Origin of the sequence: Algoriphagus sp. PAP.12, assembly GCF_026652115.1 — a bacterium.
Classification (GTDB): Bacteria; Bacteroidota; Bacteroidia; order Cytophagales; family Cyclobacteriaceae; genus Algoriphagus.
In genome coordinates this window covers 30,278-46,056 of the sequence record NZ_JAPPSQ010000004.1, presented here as the reverse complement: position 1 = coordinate 46,056, position 15,779 = coordinate 30,278, and the positions used below count along the sequence as shown (strand labels likewise).

Annotated in this window: 14 protein-coding genes; 12 read left to right on the top strand and 2 right to left on the bottom strand. The window is 40.1% G+C overall.

The window, feature by feature from the left end:
- Positions 1–22 precede the first annotated feature (22 nt).
- From O0V13_RS06695 to O0V13_RS06640, 12 genes are all read left to right on the top strand, one after another.
- Entirely contained in the window at positions 23–943 is a 921-nt protein-coding gene (locus O0V13_RS06695) for an outer membrane protein assembly factor BamD (RefSeq protein WP_268034226.1), read from the top strand.
- A gap of 15 nt (positions 944–958) precedes the next feature.
- Positions 959–1,273: a DNA-directed RNA polymerase subunit omega gene (locus tag O0V13_RS06690; RefSeq protein ID WP_268034225.1), complete on the top strand. Its 315-nt coding sequence runs from the start codon at positions 959–961 to the stop codon at positions 1,271–1,273.
- A 1-nt stretch (position 1,274) separates the two neighbouring features.
- Positions 1,275–2,489, top strand: coding sequence for a bifunctional phosphopantothenoylcysteine decarboxylase/phosphopantothenate--cysteine ligase CoaBC (gene coaBC / locus O0V13_RS06685; RefSeq protein WP_268034224.1), 1,215 nt, complete (start codon positions 1,275–1,277; stop codon positions 2,487–2,489).
- Between the two features lie 23 nt (positions 2,490–2,512).
- A complete protein-coding gene (gene porD / locus O0V13_RS06680) occupies positions 2,513–3,415 on the top strand; it encodes a type IX secretion system protein PorD (RefSeq protein ID WP_268034223.1) in 903 nt (300 codons plus the stop codon).
- A gap of 36 nt (positions 3,416–3,451) precedes the next feature.
- Positions 3,452–5,104, top strand: a complete 1,653-nt coding sequence (gene recN, locus O0V13_RS06675) for a DNA repair protein RecN (RefSeq protein WP_268034222.1) — start codon at positions 3,452–3,454, stop codon at positions 5,102–5,104.
- 62 nt (positions 5,105–5,166) lie between these two features.
- Positions 5,167–5,982 (top strand): enoyl-ACP reductase FabI, encoded by an 816-nt coding sequence (locus O0V13_RS06670; protein ID WP_268034221.1) that lies wholly within the window; start codon positions 5,167–5,169, stop codon positions 5,980–5,982.
- Between the two features lie 126 nt (positions 5,983–6,108).
- Positions 6,109–7,695 carry an amidohydrolase family protein gene (locus O0V13_RS06665; RefSeq protein ID WP_268034220.1) on the top strand — a complete coding sequence of 529 codons (1,587 nt, stop codon included), beginning with the start codon at positions 6,109–6,111 and terminating at the stop codon, positions 7,693–7,695.
- Positions 7,696–7,771: 76 nt separating this feature from the next.
- Positions 7,772–8,569, top strand: coding sequence for an alpha/beta fold hydrolase (locus O0V13_RS06660; RefSeq protein WP_268034219.1), 798 nt, complete (start codon positions 7,772–7,774; stop codon positions 8,567–8,569).
- Positions 8,570–8,672: 103 nt separating this feature from the next.
- Positions 8,673–9,125 carry a MarR family winged helix-turn-helix transcriptional regulator gene (locus O0V13_RS06655; protein ID WP_268034218.1) on the top strand — a complete coding sequence of 151 codons (453 nt, stop codon included), beginning with the start codon at positions 8,673–8,675 and terminating at the stop codon, positions 9,123–9,125.
- A 76-nt stretch (positions 9,126–9,201) separates the two neighbouring features.
- On the top strand, positions 9,202–9,750 hold the full coding sequence (locus tag O0V13_RS06650; protein ID WP_268034217.1) for a YceI family protein: 549 nt from the start codon (positions 9,202–9,204) through the stop codon (positions 9,748–9,750).
- 55 nt (positions 9,751–9,805) lie between these two features.
- Positions 9,806–10,756 (top strand): ring-cleaving dioxygenase, encoded by a 951-nt coding sequence (locus O0V13_RS06645; protein ID WP_268034216.1) that lies wholly within the window; start codon positions 9,806–9,808, stop codon positions 10,754–10,756.
- The gene (locus O0V13_RS06640) at positions 10,749–11,360 is read left to right on the top strand and encodes an alpha/beta hydrolase (RefSeq protein WP_268034215.1); all 612 of its coding nucleotides are present in this window, start codon (positions 10,749–10,751) and stop codon (positions 11,358–11,360) included. Before O0V13_RS06645 ends, O0V13_RS06640 begins: the two co-directional genes overlap by 8 nt.
- A gap of 103 nt (positions 11,361–11,463) precedes the next feature.
- Here the strand turns inward: O0V13_RS06640 and O0V13_RS06635 are convergent, their stop codons facing one another.
- Both O0V13_RS06635 and O0V13_RS06630 read right to left on the bottom strand, forming a co-directional pair.
- Positions 11,464–14,496 (bottom strand): AAA family ATPase, encoded by a 3,033-nt coding sequence (locus O0V13_RS06635; RefSeq protein ID WP_268034214.1) that lies wholly within the window; start codon positions 14,494–14,496, stop codon positions 11,464–11,466.
- Positions 14,493–15,728: a metallophosphoesterase family protein gene (locus O0V13_RS06630; RefSeq protein WP_268034213.1), complete on the bottom strand. Its 1,236-nt coding sequence runs from the start codon at positions 15,726–15,728 to the stop codon at positions 14,493–14,495. Before O0V13_RS06630 ends, O0V13_RS06635 begins: the two co-directional genes overlap by 4 nt.
- Positions 15,729–15,779: the final 51 nt, after the last annotated feature.

Sequence of the window (15,779 nt, the reverse complement as noted above, 5' to 3'; positions counted from 1 at the left end):
ATTTGCGGTCTTGAAAATGAACATGCGCGTACAACACTTATTTATTCTCCTTTTCGTCTTGGTTTTCAGTTCCTGTGGGCCTTTCAGCAAATTGGAAAAAAGCACCAATTGGGAAGAACTCTACGAGGGAGCCAATAAGTATTATCAAGAAGGAGAGTATAACAAAGCTATTATCTTGTATGACAAAGTTTTGCCTGTTATACGGGGAAGTGAAAAAGCCGAATTGGCGGATTATAATTATGCCAATTGTCATTTCAAGACAAAAAGGTATATAGAGGCTGCTGGTTATTTCAGCAACTTTTACCGTACCTACAATCGTAGCCCTTTAGCAGAAGAGGCGTTGTTCATGAATGCTTACTCACTGTATTTGGATGCACCCGATTTCAATTTGGATCAGCAAAGTAGCCAAGAGGCAGTTTCAGCTATTCAGCAATTCGTGACCAGATTCCCTGGTTCAGCGAGTTACGAAAGAGCAATGGATATGCTTCAGGATCTGGAAGGGAGATTTGAAGAAAAAGCCTATCATGAGGCATCGATGTATTATCGATTGAAAGATGGACTTTATCCTGGTCAAAATCTTCTGGCATGTGTAGTAAGTTTTCAAAACTTTGCAAAAGACTTTCCTGAGAGTAAATACAATGAGGAAATCGCTTATAAATTAGTGGAGGTAAGTACAGCATTGGCTGAAAACAGTGTTTATTCCAAAAAAGAGGATAGATTGAATGAAGCTTTGGGCTTTGCTACCACTTTCTATAGAAGATATCCAGGTAGTAAGTTTACTGCAGAGGTACAGTCTTTTGAATCTGAGACCAAGAAGGAATTGGAGGATCATATGAAGCTGAAGCAGGAAGTAGCTGAACGAAATGCTAAAGCTGAAGCGGAAGCTAAAGCTGCTGCAGAAGCTGCAACTTCGATCCCTCCTCAAACTAAAAATGATAATTAATTAAATCGAGATAAAATGGCAACTAACCCATCCATCATTACACGCGACTTGGATAAAGTAGCTGCGAAAACTGGCAACATCTATGAATCTCTTCATGTTGTAGGTCAGAGAGCAAAGCAAATCTCCAGTAACTTGAAGGAAGAATTGAATACAAAACTTTCTGAGTTTGCTTCCACTGTAGATAACTTGGAAGAAGTATTCGAAAACAAGGAGCAGATCGAAATTTCCAAATTTTACGAAAGAATGCCTAAGCCATCTACTCTTGCTATGGAAGAGTTTATGGAAGATAAAGTATATCACAGATTCCCAGAGACGGAAGAAGGTCAATAAAATGAGCCTGAAAGGGAAGCGGATTGTATTAGGTGTTACCGGCAGTATTGCTGCCTACAAATCCGCACACCTTACCCGACTCTTAGTCAAAGAAGGAGCAGAAGTGCAAATCATCATGAGCGCTTCTGCTCTTGATTTTATTACTCCTTTGACACTTTCTACACTTTCAAAAAAGCCAGTTCTTCATCAGTTCCAAAAAGATGAGACAGGGGAATGGAATAACCATGTGGAATTGGGTCTTTGGGCTGATTTATTTTTAGTTGCACCTTTGAGTGCTAATACCCTATCAAAGTTTGCAAATGGTCTTTGTGATAATTTGCTTTCAGCTACCTACCTATCAGCAAGATGCCCTGTCATGCTAGCTCCAGCAATGGATCTAGATATGTACCAGCATCCATCTGTAAAATCAAACTTGGAGAAAGTACAATCCTTTGGGAACCTTCTTTTAGATGCTGAATCTGGTGAATTAGCCAGTGGGCTTTCTGGAAAAGGTAGAATGATGGAGCCAGAGCATATCTTGCTGGAGGTTCAGAAGTTTTTTAGCAAAAAGGCTGATTTCAAAGGAAAAAAGGTTCTCATTACGATGGGGCCAACTCAAGAGGCAATTGATCCTGTAAGATTCATTAGTAATCATTCCAGTGGGAAAATGGGGTATTCTCTCGCTACATCATTGGTAGAAAGAGGAGCAGAAGTTTGGGTTGTTTCGGGGTCTATTCATATTCCTGTTGAGAAATCTAAATTTCATTGGACAGATGTCAAATCTGCTGATGAGATGTTCCAGGCAGCACAAGCGGTTCATGATCAAATGGATATTGTGATTTTCACAGCAGCTGTTGCAGATTATGCACCCGCTGAAGTAGCGCCCGAAAAGATCAAGAAGAGTGGTTCAGAAATGTCCATCTTGCTAAAGAAAAATGTAGACATTGCTCATCGCTTGGGTGAAGTGAAGAGAAAGAGTCAAATACATGTTGGCTTTGCTTTAGAAACCGAGAATGAAAAAGAAAATGCCCAATCCAAGCTTGAGCGTAAGAACTTTGATCTGATAGTATTGAATTCCATGAAAGAAAAAGGGGCTGGTTTTCGTTTGGATACCAATAAGGTTCATATTTTCTCGAGAAATGGAGAACATGTGGAATCCACATTAGCTCCAAAATCAGAAATTGCCACTTTGATTCTGGATGAAATCAAAAAAACTGAGCATTGGATCAAAGCCTAAGATTTTATTTTATTTTTAGAGGAATGAAAAAATTGCTCTTCACACTTTTATTTGTTTTCCCTTCAATATTTGCTTTCTCTCAGGAGTTGAATTTTACTGTCATCATTAACAGTGATAGAGCGAGAATCCAGAATACAAATGTGTTTACCCAGATGAAAAACTCCTTCGAGCAGTTTTTGAACGGGAGGTCTTGGACCACGGATGAATTTAAACCTGAGGAAAGAATCAAAGGGAATTTGCTGATTACTATTAATGATGTGCCTCAGGTTGGAGTGTATTCAGCGACAGTTCAGATTCAAGTTGTCAGGCCAATTTATGGAACAGATTACGAAAGCTTAGTTTTTAATTTTGCAGATCGAAACTGGAATTTTGAATACATTGAATCTCAGCCATTGGAATTCAATCGCTTTACCTTTTTAAATAATATCAGTTCTTTGTTGGCCTTTTATGCCAATATCGCTTTAGGTTTGGATTATGATACTTTTGCAAATGAAGGGGGAAGTCAGTTTTTCGCAGTAGCTAATGATATTGTTAACAATGCACAGCAGTCAGGAAGAGCTGGTTGGGTCCAAAGTACCTCAGATCGGAGAAACCGCTATTGGTTGATTAATGATATCTACACCTCCTCGGTCTTTTCTTCCATTCGTGAAGCATATTATTTGTATCATAGGCAAGGCTTGGATATCCTTCAAGTAGAACCTGAGAAGGCCTATCAAAATATTTTGGAAGCCATCAAATTGGTAGCCGAAGCAAACAAAACTCAACCTAATGGAATTTTTACCATTTCATTTATGGATGCGAAAAGTGATGAGATTTCTCAGATCTTAAAAAATGCATCTTTGGAAATCCGTACTGAAGCGGTAGAGTTACTTTTGGAAGTTGATCCAAATAATGCCAGAAAGTACAACGAGCTGCTGAAAAGCTAAATTGGATTTTTTAGCTTTGTGCTAATCAAATTACCCATGCTTAAAACCCTCAGTATTTCCAATTACGCCCTTATTGATGAGTTGCAAATGCAGCCAAGTCCAGCATTGAGTATGATCACTGGTGAGACTGGTGCAGGAAAATCTATCATGCTGGGAGCTGTTGGCTTATTGTTGGGAAATCGAGCTGATACGAAGGTCCTTTTGACCGAGGAGAAAAAATGTATCATTGAAGGTGTTTTTGAGATCGGAGCCTATGGATTGGGAGATTTTTTTGAAACCCAAGAGTTGGATTATGAAACCCCTTGTATCATTCGCAGAGAAATAAGTCCAAGTGGGAAATCTAGGTCTTTTGTCAATGATACTCCTGTGAAATTGGATGTACTGAAAGAGCTTGGAGCAAAGTTGATGGATGTCCATTCTCAGCATGATACCCTTCAATTGGCCGATGGGAAATATCAATTGGGAATCATTGATGCTTTTGCCCAAAGTCAAAACGAATTAAAATCTTACAGAGCGGATTACTCGGATTTCAAAAAAGCCAAAAAAGCATTCGAGACTATTCAGCGGGAAGCAATCGAACTTCAAAAAGAAGCGGATTTCAATCAGTTTCAATTGGATGAATTAAGCTCGTTATCTCTTCAATCGGGAGAGCAGGAGGAAATGGAGTCCAATCAGGAGATTCTTGAAAACGCGGAAGAAATCAAGCAAAAGATCAATGAGCTTTTAAACCTGTTTCATGACGAACAATTCGGATTGGTTCAGGGCTTATCCCAAGTTCAGCAAGGATTACAAAATCTGGGCCGACTGGCTCATAAATTTGATGGGTTGAAAGACCGTTTTCAGGAGACTTTTATCGAATTGAAAGATATCGCCGACACCCTCGGAGATGAAGAAGGAAAAGTGGAGATTGATTTTGAAAAACTCGATGAAATCAGAGAGCGGTTGAGCAAAATCTATCAGCTTCAGAAAAAACATGGAGTTAATTCAGTGGAGGAATTGATGACAATTGAGGCCGAATTGGCGGAGAAGGTTTTTCAAGTCCAAAATCTGGATGAAAATCTTAAAGAAGCAGAAGAGAAACTAAAGGCGGCGGAGAAAAAGATGTTGGGTTCTGGCGAGCTTTTAAGCAAAAAGAGAAACTCCTGTTTTTCCGTTTTTGAAAAGTCCCTTCAAGAGCTTTTGTCAGGTTTGGGGATGGAAAATGCCAAGATCCAAGTGGAAAGCAAGTCAGTAGTTCCAAGTAATTCAGGTTTGGATGAAGTGGAAATTCTATTTTCTGCTAATAAAGGCTCGATGCCTCAACCATTGAAGAAAGTGGCTTCGGGAGGTGAATTCTCAAGATTGCTTTTTGGAATCAAATATTTGATGGCAGACAAAATGGCCTTGCCAACTTTGATTTTTGATGAGATTGATACAGGGATATCTGGTGAGGTAGCTTTGCAAATGGTGCGAATGATGAAAGAGATTTCCAAGGAGCATCAAGTCATTTGTATCACTCATTTGCCTCAGGTGGCTGCAAAAGGGGATATGCATTACTTTGTATATAAGGATAATAATTCTGACAGAACCATCAGTAAAATCAAGCTTTTGGATGAAACTGAAAGGGTTTCTGAATTGGCAAAAATGATTGCTGGCTCCAACCCTTCCTCCTCGGCTGTTGAGAGTGCTAAAGAGCTCCTTCACCAATAGGCCGTCAATTCAGGGAAATTCCCTATTTTTACGCCATAATTTTGACTTCAATCAAAAGCTATATGCCAGAAAATTTGCTAAAAGGTAAAGTAGGGATCATTACAGGTGCATTGGATGAGAATTCAATTGCTTGGAAAACAGCCCTTAAGGCCAAAGAACAAGGGGCGAAATTTGTCCTGACTAACGCTCCGATCGCCATGAGAATGGGAGCTATCAAAGAACTTGGTGAAGAATGTAATACCATCGTCATCCCTGCGGATGCTACTGTGGTAGAAGATATCGAAAAATTGTACACCGAAGCTAAGGAGTTTTTGGGAGCGGATTTCGATTTCCTTTTGCACTCTATCGGGATGTCTCCAAACATCAGAAAAGGAAAATCATATGGTGAGTTGAACTATGATTGGATGAACAAGTCTTTCGATGTTTCGGCTATCTCTTTTCACAAAATGATGCATGTGGCTGAGAAAATGGATATCATGAAAGAGTGGGGTTCAATTGTAGGTCTTTCTTACATTGCTGCTCAGAGAGTATTTCCTTTCTATACAGATATGGCTGACGCTAAAGCATTGTTGGAAAGCATTGCCAGAGGCTATGGATATAGATTTGGTAAGTTAAAGAAAGTAAGAGTGAATACTATCTCTCAATCTCCAACCAAAACCACCGCTGGTTCAGGTATCGGTGGATTTGATTCTTTCTACAATTTTGCTGAGTCTCTTTCTCCACTAGGTAATGCTTCGGCTGATTCCTGTGCAGATTATATCGTGACTATGTTCTCTGATTTGACAAGAATGGTGACTATGCAAAACCTTTTCCACGATGGAGGATACTCTTTCACGGGTATTTCCGAAGATATCATGGAGAAATTTCAAGATTTGTAATTACAATTAATATAACTAAAGGCTCTGAGAAATCAGGGCCTTTTTCATTTCCTGTCGTCCAAATTCTATTTTTTGATTTCCTATTTTACCCTATCTTATTGCACTAAACATCAACCACCAAACTTTATGTTAAAAAAGATACTAATGACAGCAGTCTTTGCGGTTTTTGCAATGAGTGCTTTTTCGCAAATAGAACCTGCCCCAGACAGAAACGAAGGGGATGGACCATATGACAAGTTAATTATACGAGGAGTTGTCTTAATTGATGGAACTGGTGCACCACCTACAGGTCCTGTAGATATTGTAGTTGAGAAAAACAAGATCACCCGAATCCAGCAAGTAGGATATCCTGGGCTGCCTATTCAAGAGGCTAGAAGGCCAAAAGCTGATGAGAACACGAAAGTCCTGGATTTGGAAGGGTATTATTTGATGCCAGGGTTTATTGATGCTCATGCTCACATTGGAGGAAGAGGCCAAGGAACACCAGCAGAATATGTCTACAAACTTTGGATGTCTCATGGAGTGACAACCATTCGTGATCCTTCTGCCGGAAATGGTTTGGATTGGGTGTTGAGCGAAAAGAAAAGATCTTTGGCTAACGAAATCGTTGCCCCTAGACTATTGGCCTACACGTCATTTGGTCAAGGAGCAAAAGAGCCTATCGTTACAGCAGAGCAAGCGAAAGCTTGGGTAAACGAGAACAAGAATAAGGGCGCGGATGGGATCAAATTTTTTGGAGCAAATCCAGAGGTAATGGAGGCCGCGATTTCTGAAAATAAAAAAATCGGCTTAAGATCAGCGATGCACCATCAGCAATTGGACGTAGCAAGATGGAATGTTTTGAATTCTGCTAGAGCAGGTTTGACTTCTATGGAGCACTGGTATGGTTTACCAGAAGCTTTGTTTGAAGATCGAACCATCCAAGATTTCAGATTGGACTATAATTACCAAAATGAGCAGCACAGATTTGCTGAGGCTGGTAAACTATGGAAACAAGCTGCTGCTCCATACTCTGAGCATTGGAATAATGTGATGAATGAATTGTTGGAATTGGATTTTACTTTGGATCCCACTTTCAATATCTATGAGGCAAATCGTGACTTGATGAGAGCAAGAACTGCAGAATGGCATGATACCTATACTTTGCCTTCCCTGTGGAGATTTTATTCCCCAAGCCGTCAATCTCATGGTTCCTATTGGTTTGATTGGACTACCGAGGAAGAATTGCAATGGAAAGAGAACTATAGACTTTGGATGACTTTCATCAATGAATATAAAAATCGTGGGGGACGCGTGACAGCAGGTTCTGACTCCGGTTTTATTTATCAATTGTATGGCTTTGCCTATATCCGTGAACTTGAATTGTTGAGAGAAGCTGGTTTCCATCCTTTGGAGGTGATTAGATCTGCTACCATGTATGGAGCAGAAGCATTGGGTATGGAGGAGTCAATAGGAACTGTGGAAGTAGGAAAGTTGGCTGATTTTGTGATTTTGGAAGAGAACCCACTTCAAAATTTGAAGGTCCTTTATGGAACCGGTGCAATCAGAATCGATGAGAACAACAAGCCTATCAGAGTAGGTGGAGTAAAGTATACTGTCAAAGATGGTGTAGTTTATGATGCTAAAAAGCTATTGGAAGATGTGAAGAAAATTGTTGATGCAGCAAAAGCTGAGGAAAAAGTTGAAATAACTCAACCAGGTTTAGACTGGTAAGTTTCAACTATTCCAAATAAATTGGGTTGGTGATCAAAAATTGCCAACCCTTTATTTTTATCAAAACTTAGATGTAATGCCTCAAATTGAAGTTAATGGAGTTCAGATTTTTTATGTGGAAGAGGGAAGTGGAAAAGAGACTATAGTTTTCTCCCATGGTTTATTATGGAGCCAGCGAATGTTTCGAGCCCAGATTGAGGAGCTATCCAAAAATTATCGGGTAATCGCCTACGATCATAGAGGTCAAGGTCAAAGTGAAGTCAAAGCGCCATTTGATATGGATACGCTTTACCAGGATGCTTTAGAGCTGATCAAAAAGTTGGGAAGTGGCAAAGTCCATTTTGCAGGGCTATCGATGGGAGGTTTTGTTGGGATGAGATTGGCCGCTAGAAAACCTGAGCTGATAAAAAGTTTGATTCTTTTAGAAACCTCAGCTAATAACGAGCCAGTGGAGAATGTGCCTAAATACAAAACTCTCAATGGAATTGTAAAGCTCTTGGGAGTGATTTCTCCCGTGGCCAATAAGGTCATGAAAATCATGTTTGCAGAATCTTGGCTTGCAAATCCTAAAAACAAGGAAGAGGTTAAGTTTTGGAAAAAAGAGATGATGACTAATAAAAGGACCATCACTGGTCCAGTGGATGGAGTGATCTTCAGAAATGGAGTAGAAGATGAGTTGTCAAATATTTCTTGCCCAACCATGGTAATCGTAGGAGATGAGGACGTGGCAACGAAACCAGAAAAGGCTAAATTCATTCAAATGTCTATCAAAAACGCAAAACTTCATCGCGTTACCGGGGCAGGACATAGCAGTTGCATTGAAAAACCAGAGGTGGTCAATCAGTTGATTTCTGAATGGCTGGATATTTTTTGAAATATAAGTGGCTGAAAATCAATGTTGGTTTAATTTTTTTTTGAAAATGTGAAACCTTTTTTTACATTTGCATGTATATACATTAAATACAAAGGAAAATAAAATGGGAACGATAGAAGAAGCTATACAGCAAAAGGAGTTTAAAGACCCTTTCAACAAGTTGGTGGTGAACCTGTTGTACACTCATAGTTATTTGGTGACAGCTCAATCAAAGATGTTTAAGCCTAATGATATTTCTCCAGAACAATATAATGTATTGAGAATATTGAGAGGACAAAAGGGAAAACCGATCACGGTTTCCTCAATTCAAGACAGAATGCTCAATAAAATGTCAAATGCTTCCCGATTGGTTGAGAAACTGAAAAATAAAGGCTTGGTAGAAAGAAATGAATGCCCTGCTGATAGAAGGCAAGTAGATATTTTGATTACAGAAAAGGGAATGGAATTGCTTTGCACAGTCGAAAAAAGTGTGGAGGAATTCAACCAAGAAATCGTTCATCTTTCGGAAGCCGAAGCTAATGTTCTCAATGATCTTTTGGACAAATTGAGGGGGTAAAAAAATTTGATTATAAATATGTCTATACATATAATGTAAACACAAAAAAATAAATTCAACTTTAAATAACAACACAATGAAAACTGCAAAATGGATTATCGACCCAACTCACTCAGAAGTTTCTTTCAAAGTAAAACATCTAGTGATTTCAACTGTAACAGGTTATTTCAGAGAATTTGAAGGTTCTGCTGAATCTGCATCTGATGATTTTGATGGAGCTACTGTAGCTTTCTCCGCATCTGTCGATAGCATCGATACCAACCAAAAAGATAGAGACAATCACTTGAAGTCAGCTGATTTCTTTGATGCAGCAAATCATCCAAAATTATCTTTCGAAGGAACCATTAAAAATGATGGTGGTGATTACAAATTGATTGGTAACTTGACTATGAGAGAGACCACTAAAGAAGTTACTTTGGATGTAGACTTTGGTGGAGTAGCTGGTGATCCTTACGGTCAAACCAAAGCTGGTTTTGAAATCGAAGGAAAAGTCAACAGAAAAGACTTTGGTCTATCTTGGTCTGCAGTTACCGAAGCAGGTAGCGTGGTAGTAAGTGATCAAGTTAGATTGATTTTAAGCGTGCAGCTTGTCAAACAAGAAGTGACTGAAGAGGCAACTGCCTAATTCTTCAAAGCTGCCCTAGGGCAGCTTTTTTTATCAAAAAACAATACTCAATCTTATGAAAACGCTCGTCACAGGAATACATCATATCACTGCCATTGCAGGAAATCCTCAAGCTAATATAGATTTCTATACAGGGGTTCTTGGACTAAGATTGGTTAAGAAAACAATCAATTTTGATGCTCCAGATGTTTACCATTTCTATTTCGGAGATGAATTGGGGCAGCCGGGTACGATCTTTACCACATTCCCATTTACTGGTGCTAGAAGAGGTCGAAAAGGAGTCGGAGAATTAACATATACCGCTTTTTCAATTGGAAAGGACTCTCTCGGGTTTTGGAGAGAGAGACTGAAGAAGTTTGGAATAGCCATATCTGATACCTTGACAAGATTCGGTGTGGAATTGATTCGATTTGAAGATCATGACGGAATGGGGATTGAGTTGGTAGCTAATGAGGATGATTCAAGGCCAGGCTGGACCTATGGACAGATTCCTTTGGAGCACAGTCTCAAAGGTTTTTATGGAGCGACACTCAATCTACGAGCAAAAGAGTTGACTGAAAAGCTACTGGTGAATCATATGAACTATCATTTTATTTCTGAGGAGGGGAATAGATTTAGATATGGAACAGATGGAAAGCCTGGGGATATCGTGGATATCCTAGTTGACAAAGAAGGTCCTTATGGAATGCAAAGTGCTGGTACTGTTCATCACATTGCTTTCCGTACTGAGAATGCAGCAAGTCAGCTTGAGATCCAACAAATCCTCCTAGAAAACGGTTATCATGTCACAGAGGTGAAGGATAGAAATTATTTCACATCTATCTATTTCCGTGAACCAGGAGGAGTGCTATTCGAAATTGCAACTGATGAACCTGGATTTGCAATAGATGAGGACGAAGCACATTTGGGAGAATTGGTAAAACTTCCAGAATGGGCTGAGCCTTCTAGAGAAAAAATTGAAAAAAGTCTGACTCCGGTCACCCTGGACCCAATGAAATATGAATGAGTTGATTCAAGCAGGTAAACCAATCGCTCAAGGGGAGAAGGTTGCAATACTCCTCCATGGTAGGGGGGCAAGTGCCCAAAGCATTTTGTCTCTTCAACAGTATTTGAACATGGAGGAGTTTGCACTTTTGGCACCTCAAGCCAGTGGGAATACTTGGTATCCCTACAGTTTTATGGCTCCTGATTCCAGTAATGCTGCCGCTTTGAAAAACTCTTTGGAAATAGTTGATGAAGCGTTTCAATTTGCAATCAAGCAAGGGGTCAAGCCTGATAATATCTACTTCATTGGGTTCTCTCAAGGTGCTTGTTTGAGTTTGGAATATGCTGCACTCCATGCTCAAAAGTTGGGCGGAGTAATCGCTTTTACAGGTGGATTGATTGGAGAAAATCTGCAGGCATCCAAATATTCGGGTGATTTCGAATCGACTCCGATATTTATTGGAAGCAGCAAAAGGGATTTTCATGTTCCGTTGTCGAGGATTCAAGAATCTGCCGAATTATTGAAGGGAATGGGCGCTCAAATCAAAACTTTGCTCTTTGAAGACGGAGATCATACCATTCGTCAAGATGAGATTGACTGGGTCAACAAGAATATGTTACCTTAAGAAAAATTGGTTTTCTTAGTTCAAAAAGTCTTCCGGAATCTTTCCGGAGGACTTTTTTTTATGGTCTTTTGCCCAAGTTTCTATCTCCACGAACGAGATTGTTTCAATAAGAATAACTCACCTGAGAGCCTTTCTCTTGATCGAGTTCCACTTTGGCAAAAACTCCGATTTCCTGCTGCAATTCTTCCACGTGACTGATGATTCCTACGATCCGGTTTTCATGTCTTAAGGATTTGAGTGTTTCAAAAACGACCCGTAGGGCATTTCTATCCAGAGCTCCAAATCCTTCATCCAGGAAGAAAAAGCTTTGATCCGCCTGATTAAGGGCTTTGATTTTTTCTGCCAATGCCAATGCTAGACAAAGAGAAGCTTGGAAAGTTTGGCCACCGGAAAGAGTTTTCAGCAAGCGCCTTTTGCCGCCGTTTAAGTAATCGATCACCCAAAAAGTATTGTCATCATCGATTTCTAGACTGAGACTGTTTTTGCTCAGCTTCATAAATCTTTGGTTGGCTGTATTACAAAGTTCCTTGAGATAAATGGAACTGACATATTTAACAAAACCAGAACCTTTGAAAAGCCGCTCCAATTCTCTGAGGTAAGTTTCCCTTTTTTCAACTTTCTCTTTGGATTGGGTGAGTAGTAGTTTTTCTTCAAGCTTTTCCTTGATGATTTTGATTTCCTCTTCAAGTAATGCCGCTCGTTTTCGACTTTCTTCTGCGGCAGATTTCAACAAATGGAATTTGGCCTTGGATTGTAAGAATTGTTCTTCTTGAAATTCAACCACTTCTTTTTCCTGCTCCAGTTCGGAAATTCTACTTTCTGCCAAAGCCAATCGTTGATCAAATTGCTGGATTTCTCTGGCAACTTTCTCTGCATCCAAAGAATGCTCAAACAAGCGGATCAATCTAGCTTCGTCCTCAAATCCGTGTTCGATTTTGAGGTTTTCAAATTCTGATTGAAGCTTGGATAATTTCAAATCAGCTTGTTCTAATTGAATTTTGAAATTTTTTAAATCAGCCTGATTCGTAGTTTGTTTGGTCTTGACCTCCTGCAAATGAGCAACCTTTCCTTCCCAGTCTTTCAATGCATTTTCAATGTCCTTCTCCACCTTGGAGATAGCAGCTTCGATTTCATGGACTCCTCTTGAGAAAAAACCTTTGCAGAATGTAGGGTCGTGGAGATCTTTTTCCTTGGATTGGATTTGAGAGGAAAGTGTCTCTTTTTTCAATTGAGCCTGTTGAAAAGCGGCTTGCTCCTTATCCAGCTTTTCACGATTTGCTTGCCAATTCTTTCTAAGCTCCTGCTGAGCCTTTAGGATAGATTCCCTTTGCTGATGGCTATTTTCTAAAGAGGCTATTTTCTCCTCCAGAGATGAACCATCAGAAATTCCAAGGTGGTTTATTTGTTCTAAAACTTTTGAAAGCTTTTCACCCAATTGAAGGTTTTCCTGTCCCTTGCTTTGGATGTTTCTTCGGTGATTATCCAGATACAATTGCTGCTCTTTGAGCTGTTGTGTCAGGTGTAAAATATCTTCTAGGATATTTTTTTCCTCACTCAATCGCAAATCCATTTGCCGAGCTTCCTTTTCCTGCTTTTCTGCACTCAAAGGGTTTGGATGCTCTGCAGCTCCGCAAAGAGGACATGGTTTTCCGTCTTCCAAAAGATGTGCATGGGCATGAAGTCCCATATTCCGAAGGGCATTTTCACGCATTTTTTCAACCTCGGAAATTTTCTTTTTTTGCTCTTGAAGCCAGTCCTCTACTTTCTCGAAATCTGCGGGAATTTTGGATTGAAGTCTTTCTAATGTCTGGGAAACGACTTTTTCCTCTAACTCAAATTGTTTCAATAACTTTTGCTGGTGCCCAATCTGCTCATCCAACTCTTTCCATTGTCTTTGAAAGGATTTGAGGTCAGCCAAATTACTTGAATCGGCAACAGGCAGGGAGTCCAACTCCCTATCCGAATTTTGAGACTGTGAATCCAGTTTAGATTGGGTTTCCTGCAATGAATCTATGGAAGGCTTTAATGTCTCCAAATGAGCCTGGCTTTGGGCAAGATCCTCCTGGAGCTGTTTGATTTCAATCACTTTTTTGAGATCCCGAATCTTGCCTTCCCTTTGTGGACGATTCTGGTTTTTCTGCTTTAGCTCCTTTTCCTCAACTTCGAGTTGAAGGATTTCCTTTTCAAATTCTGCTTCAAATCGAGTGCAGTCTGTAATGCTTACCTGAAATTTTTCGTGGTCTTTATTGAGATCATTGATTTGATTCCAAACAGGGCGCAGATGATTTTTTGCGGTGATGAATTCCTGATGAAGAAGTCGTTGTTTGTCGATTTGTGGCTTTTGCTCGACAAGCTCTTTTCTCATTCTTTTGAACTCTATCCAGCTTGCGTGTTTCTCTTGAAATTTCTCCAATTGACGAAGCTGTATGTCTAAATCATTTACCTCTTTTCCTACCTGATCAGACTCGGTCTTTATTTTTTCAAGAAGCTCAGACTTTTCAGTTAATTGTTCGGAAGTGTATTCTTCCAAGGTTTGAATTTTAGCGTCTAAACGGATTTTTTCATCCTTCACCTCGCGAAGTAGAGTTCCCGTTTTTCCAGAAAGATCAAATCGCTCCAAGCCAAAAAGCTCCTTCATCATCTCAGCTCTTGGTCCAGGAGTCAAGTCAATGAATTCCCTGAATTTTCCTTGGGGAATGATGACTGTTTGCTTGAAATGCTCCTTTTTCATCCCAATAATATCCTCCGCCCGAAGTTCTAGAGGAGTCCAATCCGTACCGGATTTCTCATAAAAAGTATGCGTAGCAGGATCTACTTTTTCGGGATCTTTTTTATTTCTTTTGGCTTCATATCGAGCCATAAAGGTCTTCGAATTATTTTTCCCTGCATGAAAAGTAAAATTGATCAGAACCTGATCACTCTGAAGATTGAGCATGGAGTTTTTCTCTCCTCGATCGGAAAGCCTTTCTGTACTGCCATAAAGTGCCAATAGAATTCCTTCCAATATGGAGGATTTGCCGCTACCGACAGCTCCAAATATCCCAAACAAACCAGCCGCAGTCAACTGGTTGAAGTTGATGCTTTGCTTTTCGCGATAGGAGTATAGCCCCTGAATGTCTAATTGAACTGGAATCATGCTTTGGACTCGTAACTGATTACTTCTTTGAAAATCCCCAAAAGTTCCTCATTGGGTTCTTGGCCTCTTTCACTCTGGTGATACAATTTGAACAGACTGACCATGTCTTTTTCCAAATCTTCGGCTTTCAAGCTGACATCTTCTTTTCCTGTTGGGTTTTTGATCTGGGGAATCAAGTTGACGATTCCGTCATGAGCTTTCAGAATTGCCTTTCTGGTTGTTGCATCTATGGAATGTTCCGTTACAAAAGTGATTTCCACAAAACAGTAGGGATTCTGCTCCAGCCATTCCAAGGTTTCGGTTAGTTGATTGAATGTTTTTCTGTAAAGTGGTCGGCCTTGTTTGAGGCCGATGGCTTTGATTTCAGCTGTGGTATTTGGCTCCAACTGAACAATGACTACTTTTTTCTCCTGATCAGCTTCCGAAAAAGAGTAGGCCAAAGGTGAGCTGGAATAAATCACCGGGCAAGGTTCCTTCGAAATAGTCTGAAATCGATGTAAATGTCCCAATGCCGCATACTGAATTTGGTTGGGGATGTTTTGCGTGAAAAGTGCCTGAGTTCCCCCAACGTGAAGAATTGGCCGCTCCGATTCCGGTTCTGCATCAGCAGGGATTTTGGCTCCTTCTTTGACAAAAAAGAAATGGCCCATATATAGGTTTACGCCATTTGAATCACAATACGTGTCAGCCAATTTTCGCCATTTTTCAGCAAGGATATTTCGGAATTCAGCCTCTCGATCTCCTTCTCCCAAATAGGTTTTGAGGCTCACTTCATTCGCATAGGGTGCTAAGATAATTCGGATGGGAAATGGATGCTGAGGAAGTTTAAGCTCTACAAATCCAGGCTCGGAATTAATCAACTCCAGTCCTGATTCTAATTTCCCAATTGGTATCACCGAATCATACCTACTGTAAAACAGGATTCCCATTTCTCTAGCCAATGGATCCGGAGCCTCTACAAACTGGGTACTGTCATGATTTCCGGAAATGGCAATAATGGGTCTGGTGCCATTTTTCGAAAGTCTGTGGAGGGATTTGTAGAGTAATTCTACGGCCTCATGGGCAGGATTAAATGAATCGAAAATATCACCGGCCAAAAGCACCAAGTCTACATTTTCATCTTCAGCTACTTGGATGATTTCATCCAAAACCAGCTTTTGTTCCTCCAATCTGGAAAACTCCTGAAGCCTCTTCCCCAAGTGCCAATCTGCCGTATGTAATAGTTTAAGCATAATTTATTTTCGTAAATCACGAGTGTTCCACAGTGGTAATGAAAAAGATCT

Coding starts and splice junctions, on each gene's coding strand:
- O0V13_RS06630 (WP_268034213.1), bottom strand. CDS start 15,728: ATGCTTAAACTATTACATACGGCAGATTGGCACTTGGGGAAGAGGCTT.
- porD (WP_268034223.1), top strand. CDS start 2,513: ATGAAAAAATTGCTCTTCACACTTTTATTTGTTTTCCCTTCAATATTT.
- O0V13_RS06645 (WP_268034216.1), top strand. CDS start 9,806: ATGAAAACGCTCGTCACAGGAATACATCATATCACTGCCATTGCAGGA.
- coaBC (WP_268034224.1), top strand. CDS start 1,275: ATGAGCCTGAAAGGGAAGCGGATTGTATTAGGTGTTACCGGCAGTATT.
- O0V13_RS06635 (WP_268034214.1), bottom strand. CDS start 14,496: ATGATTCCAGTTCAATTAGACATTCAGGGGCTATACTCCTATCGCGAA.
- O0V13_RS06695 (WP_268034226.1), top strand. CDS start 23: ATGCGCGTACAACACTTATTTATTCTCCTTTTCGTCTTGGTTTTCAGT.
- O0V13_RS06690 (WP_268034225.1), top strand. CDS start 959: ATGGCAACTAACCCATCCATCATTACACGCGACTTGGATAAAGTAGCT.
- O0V13_RS06655 (WP_268034218.1), top strand. CDS start 8,673: ATGGGAACGATAGAAGAAGCTATACAGCAAAAGGAGTTTAAAGACCCT.
- O0V13_RS06650 (WP_268034217.1), top strand. CDS start 9,202: ATGAAAACTGCAAAATGGATTATCGACCCAACTCACTCAGAAGTTTCT.
- recN (WP_268034222.1), top strand. CDS start 3,452: ATGCTTAAAACCCTCAGTATTTCCAATTACGCCCTTATTGATGAGTTG.
- O0V13_RS06665 (WP_268034220.1), top strand. CDS start 6,109: ATGTTAAAAAAGATACTAATGACAGCAGTCTTTGCGGTTTTTGCAATG.
- O0V13_RS06660 (WP_268034219.1), top strand. CDS start 7,772: ATGCCTCAAATTGAAGTTAATGGAGTTCAGATTTTTTATGTGGAAGAG.
- O0V13_RS06670 (WP_268034221.1), top strand. CDS start 5,167: ATGCCAGAAAATTTGCTAAAAGGTAAAGTAGGGATCATTACAGGTGCA.
- O0V13_RS06640 (WP_268034215.1), top strand. CDS start 10,749: ATGAATGAGTTGATTCAAGCAGGTAAACCAATCGCTCAAGGGGAGAAG.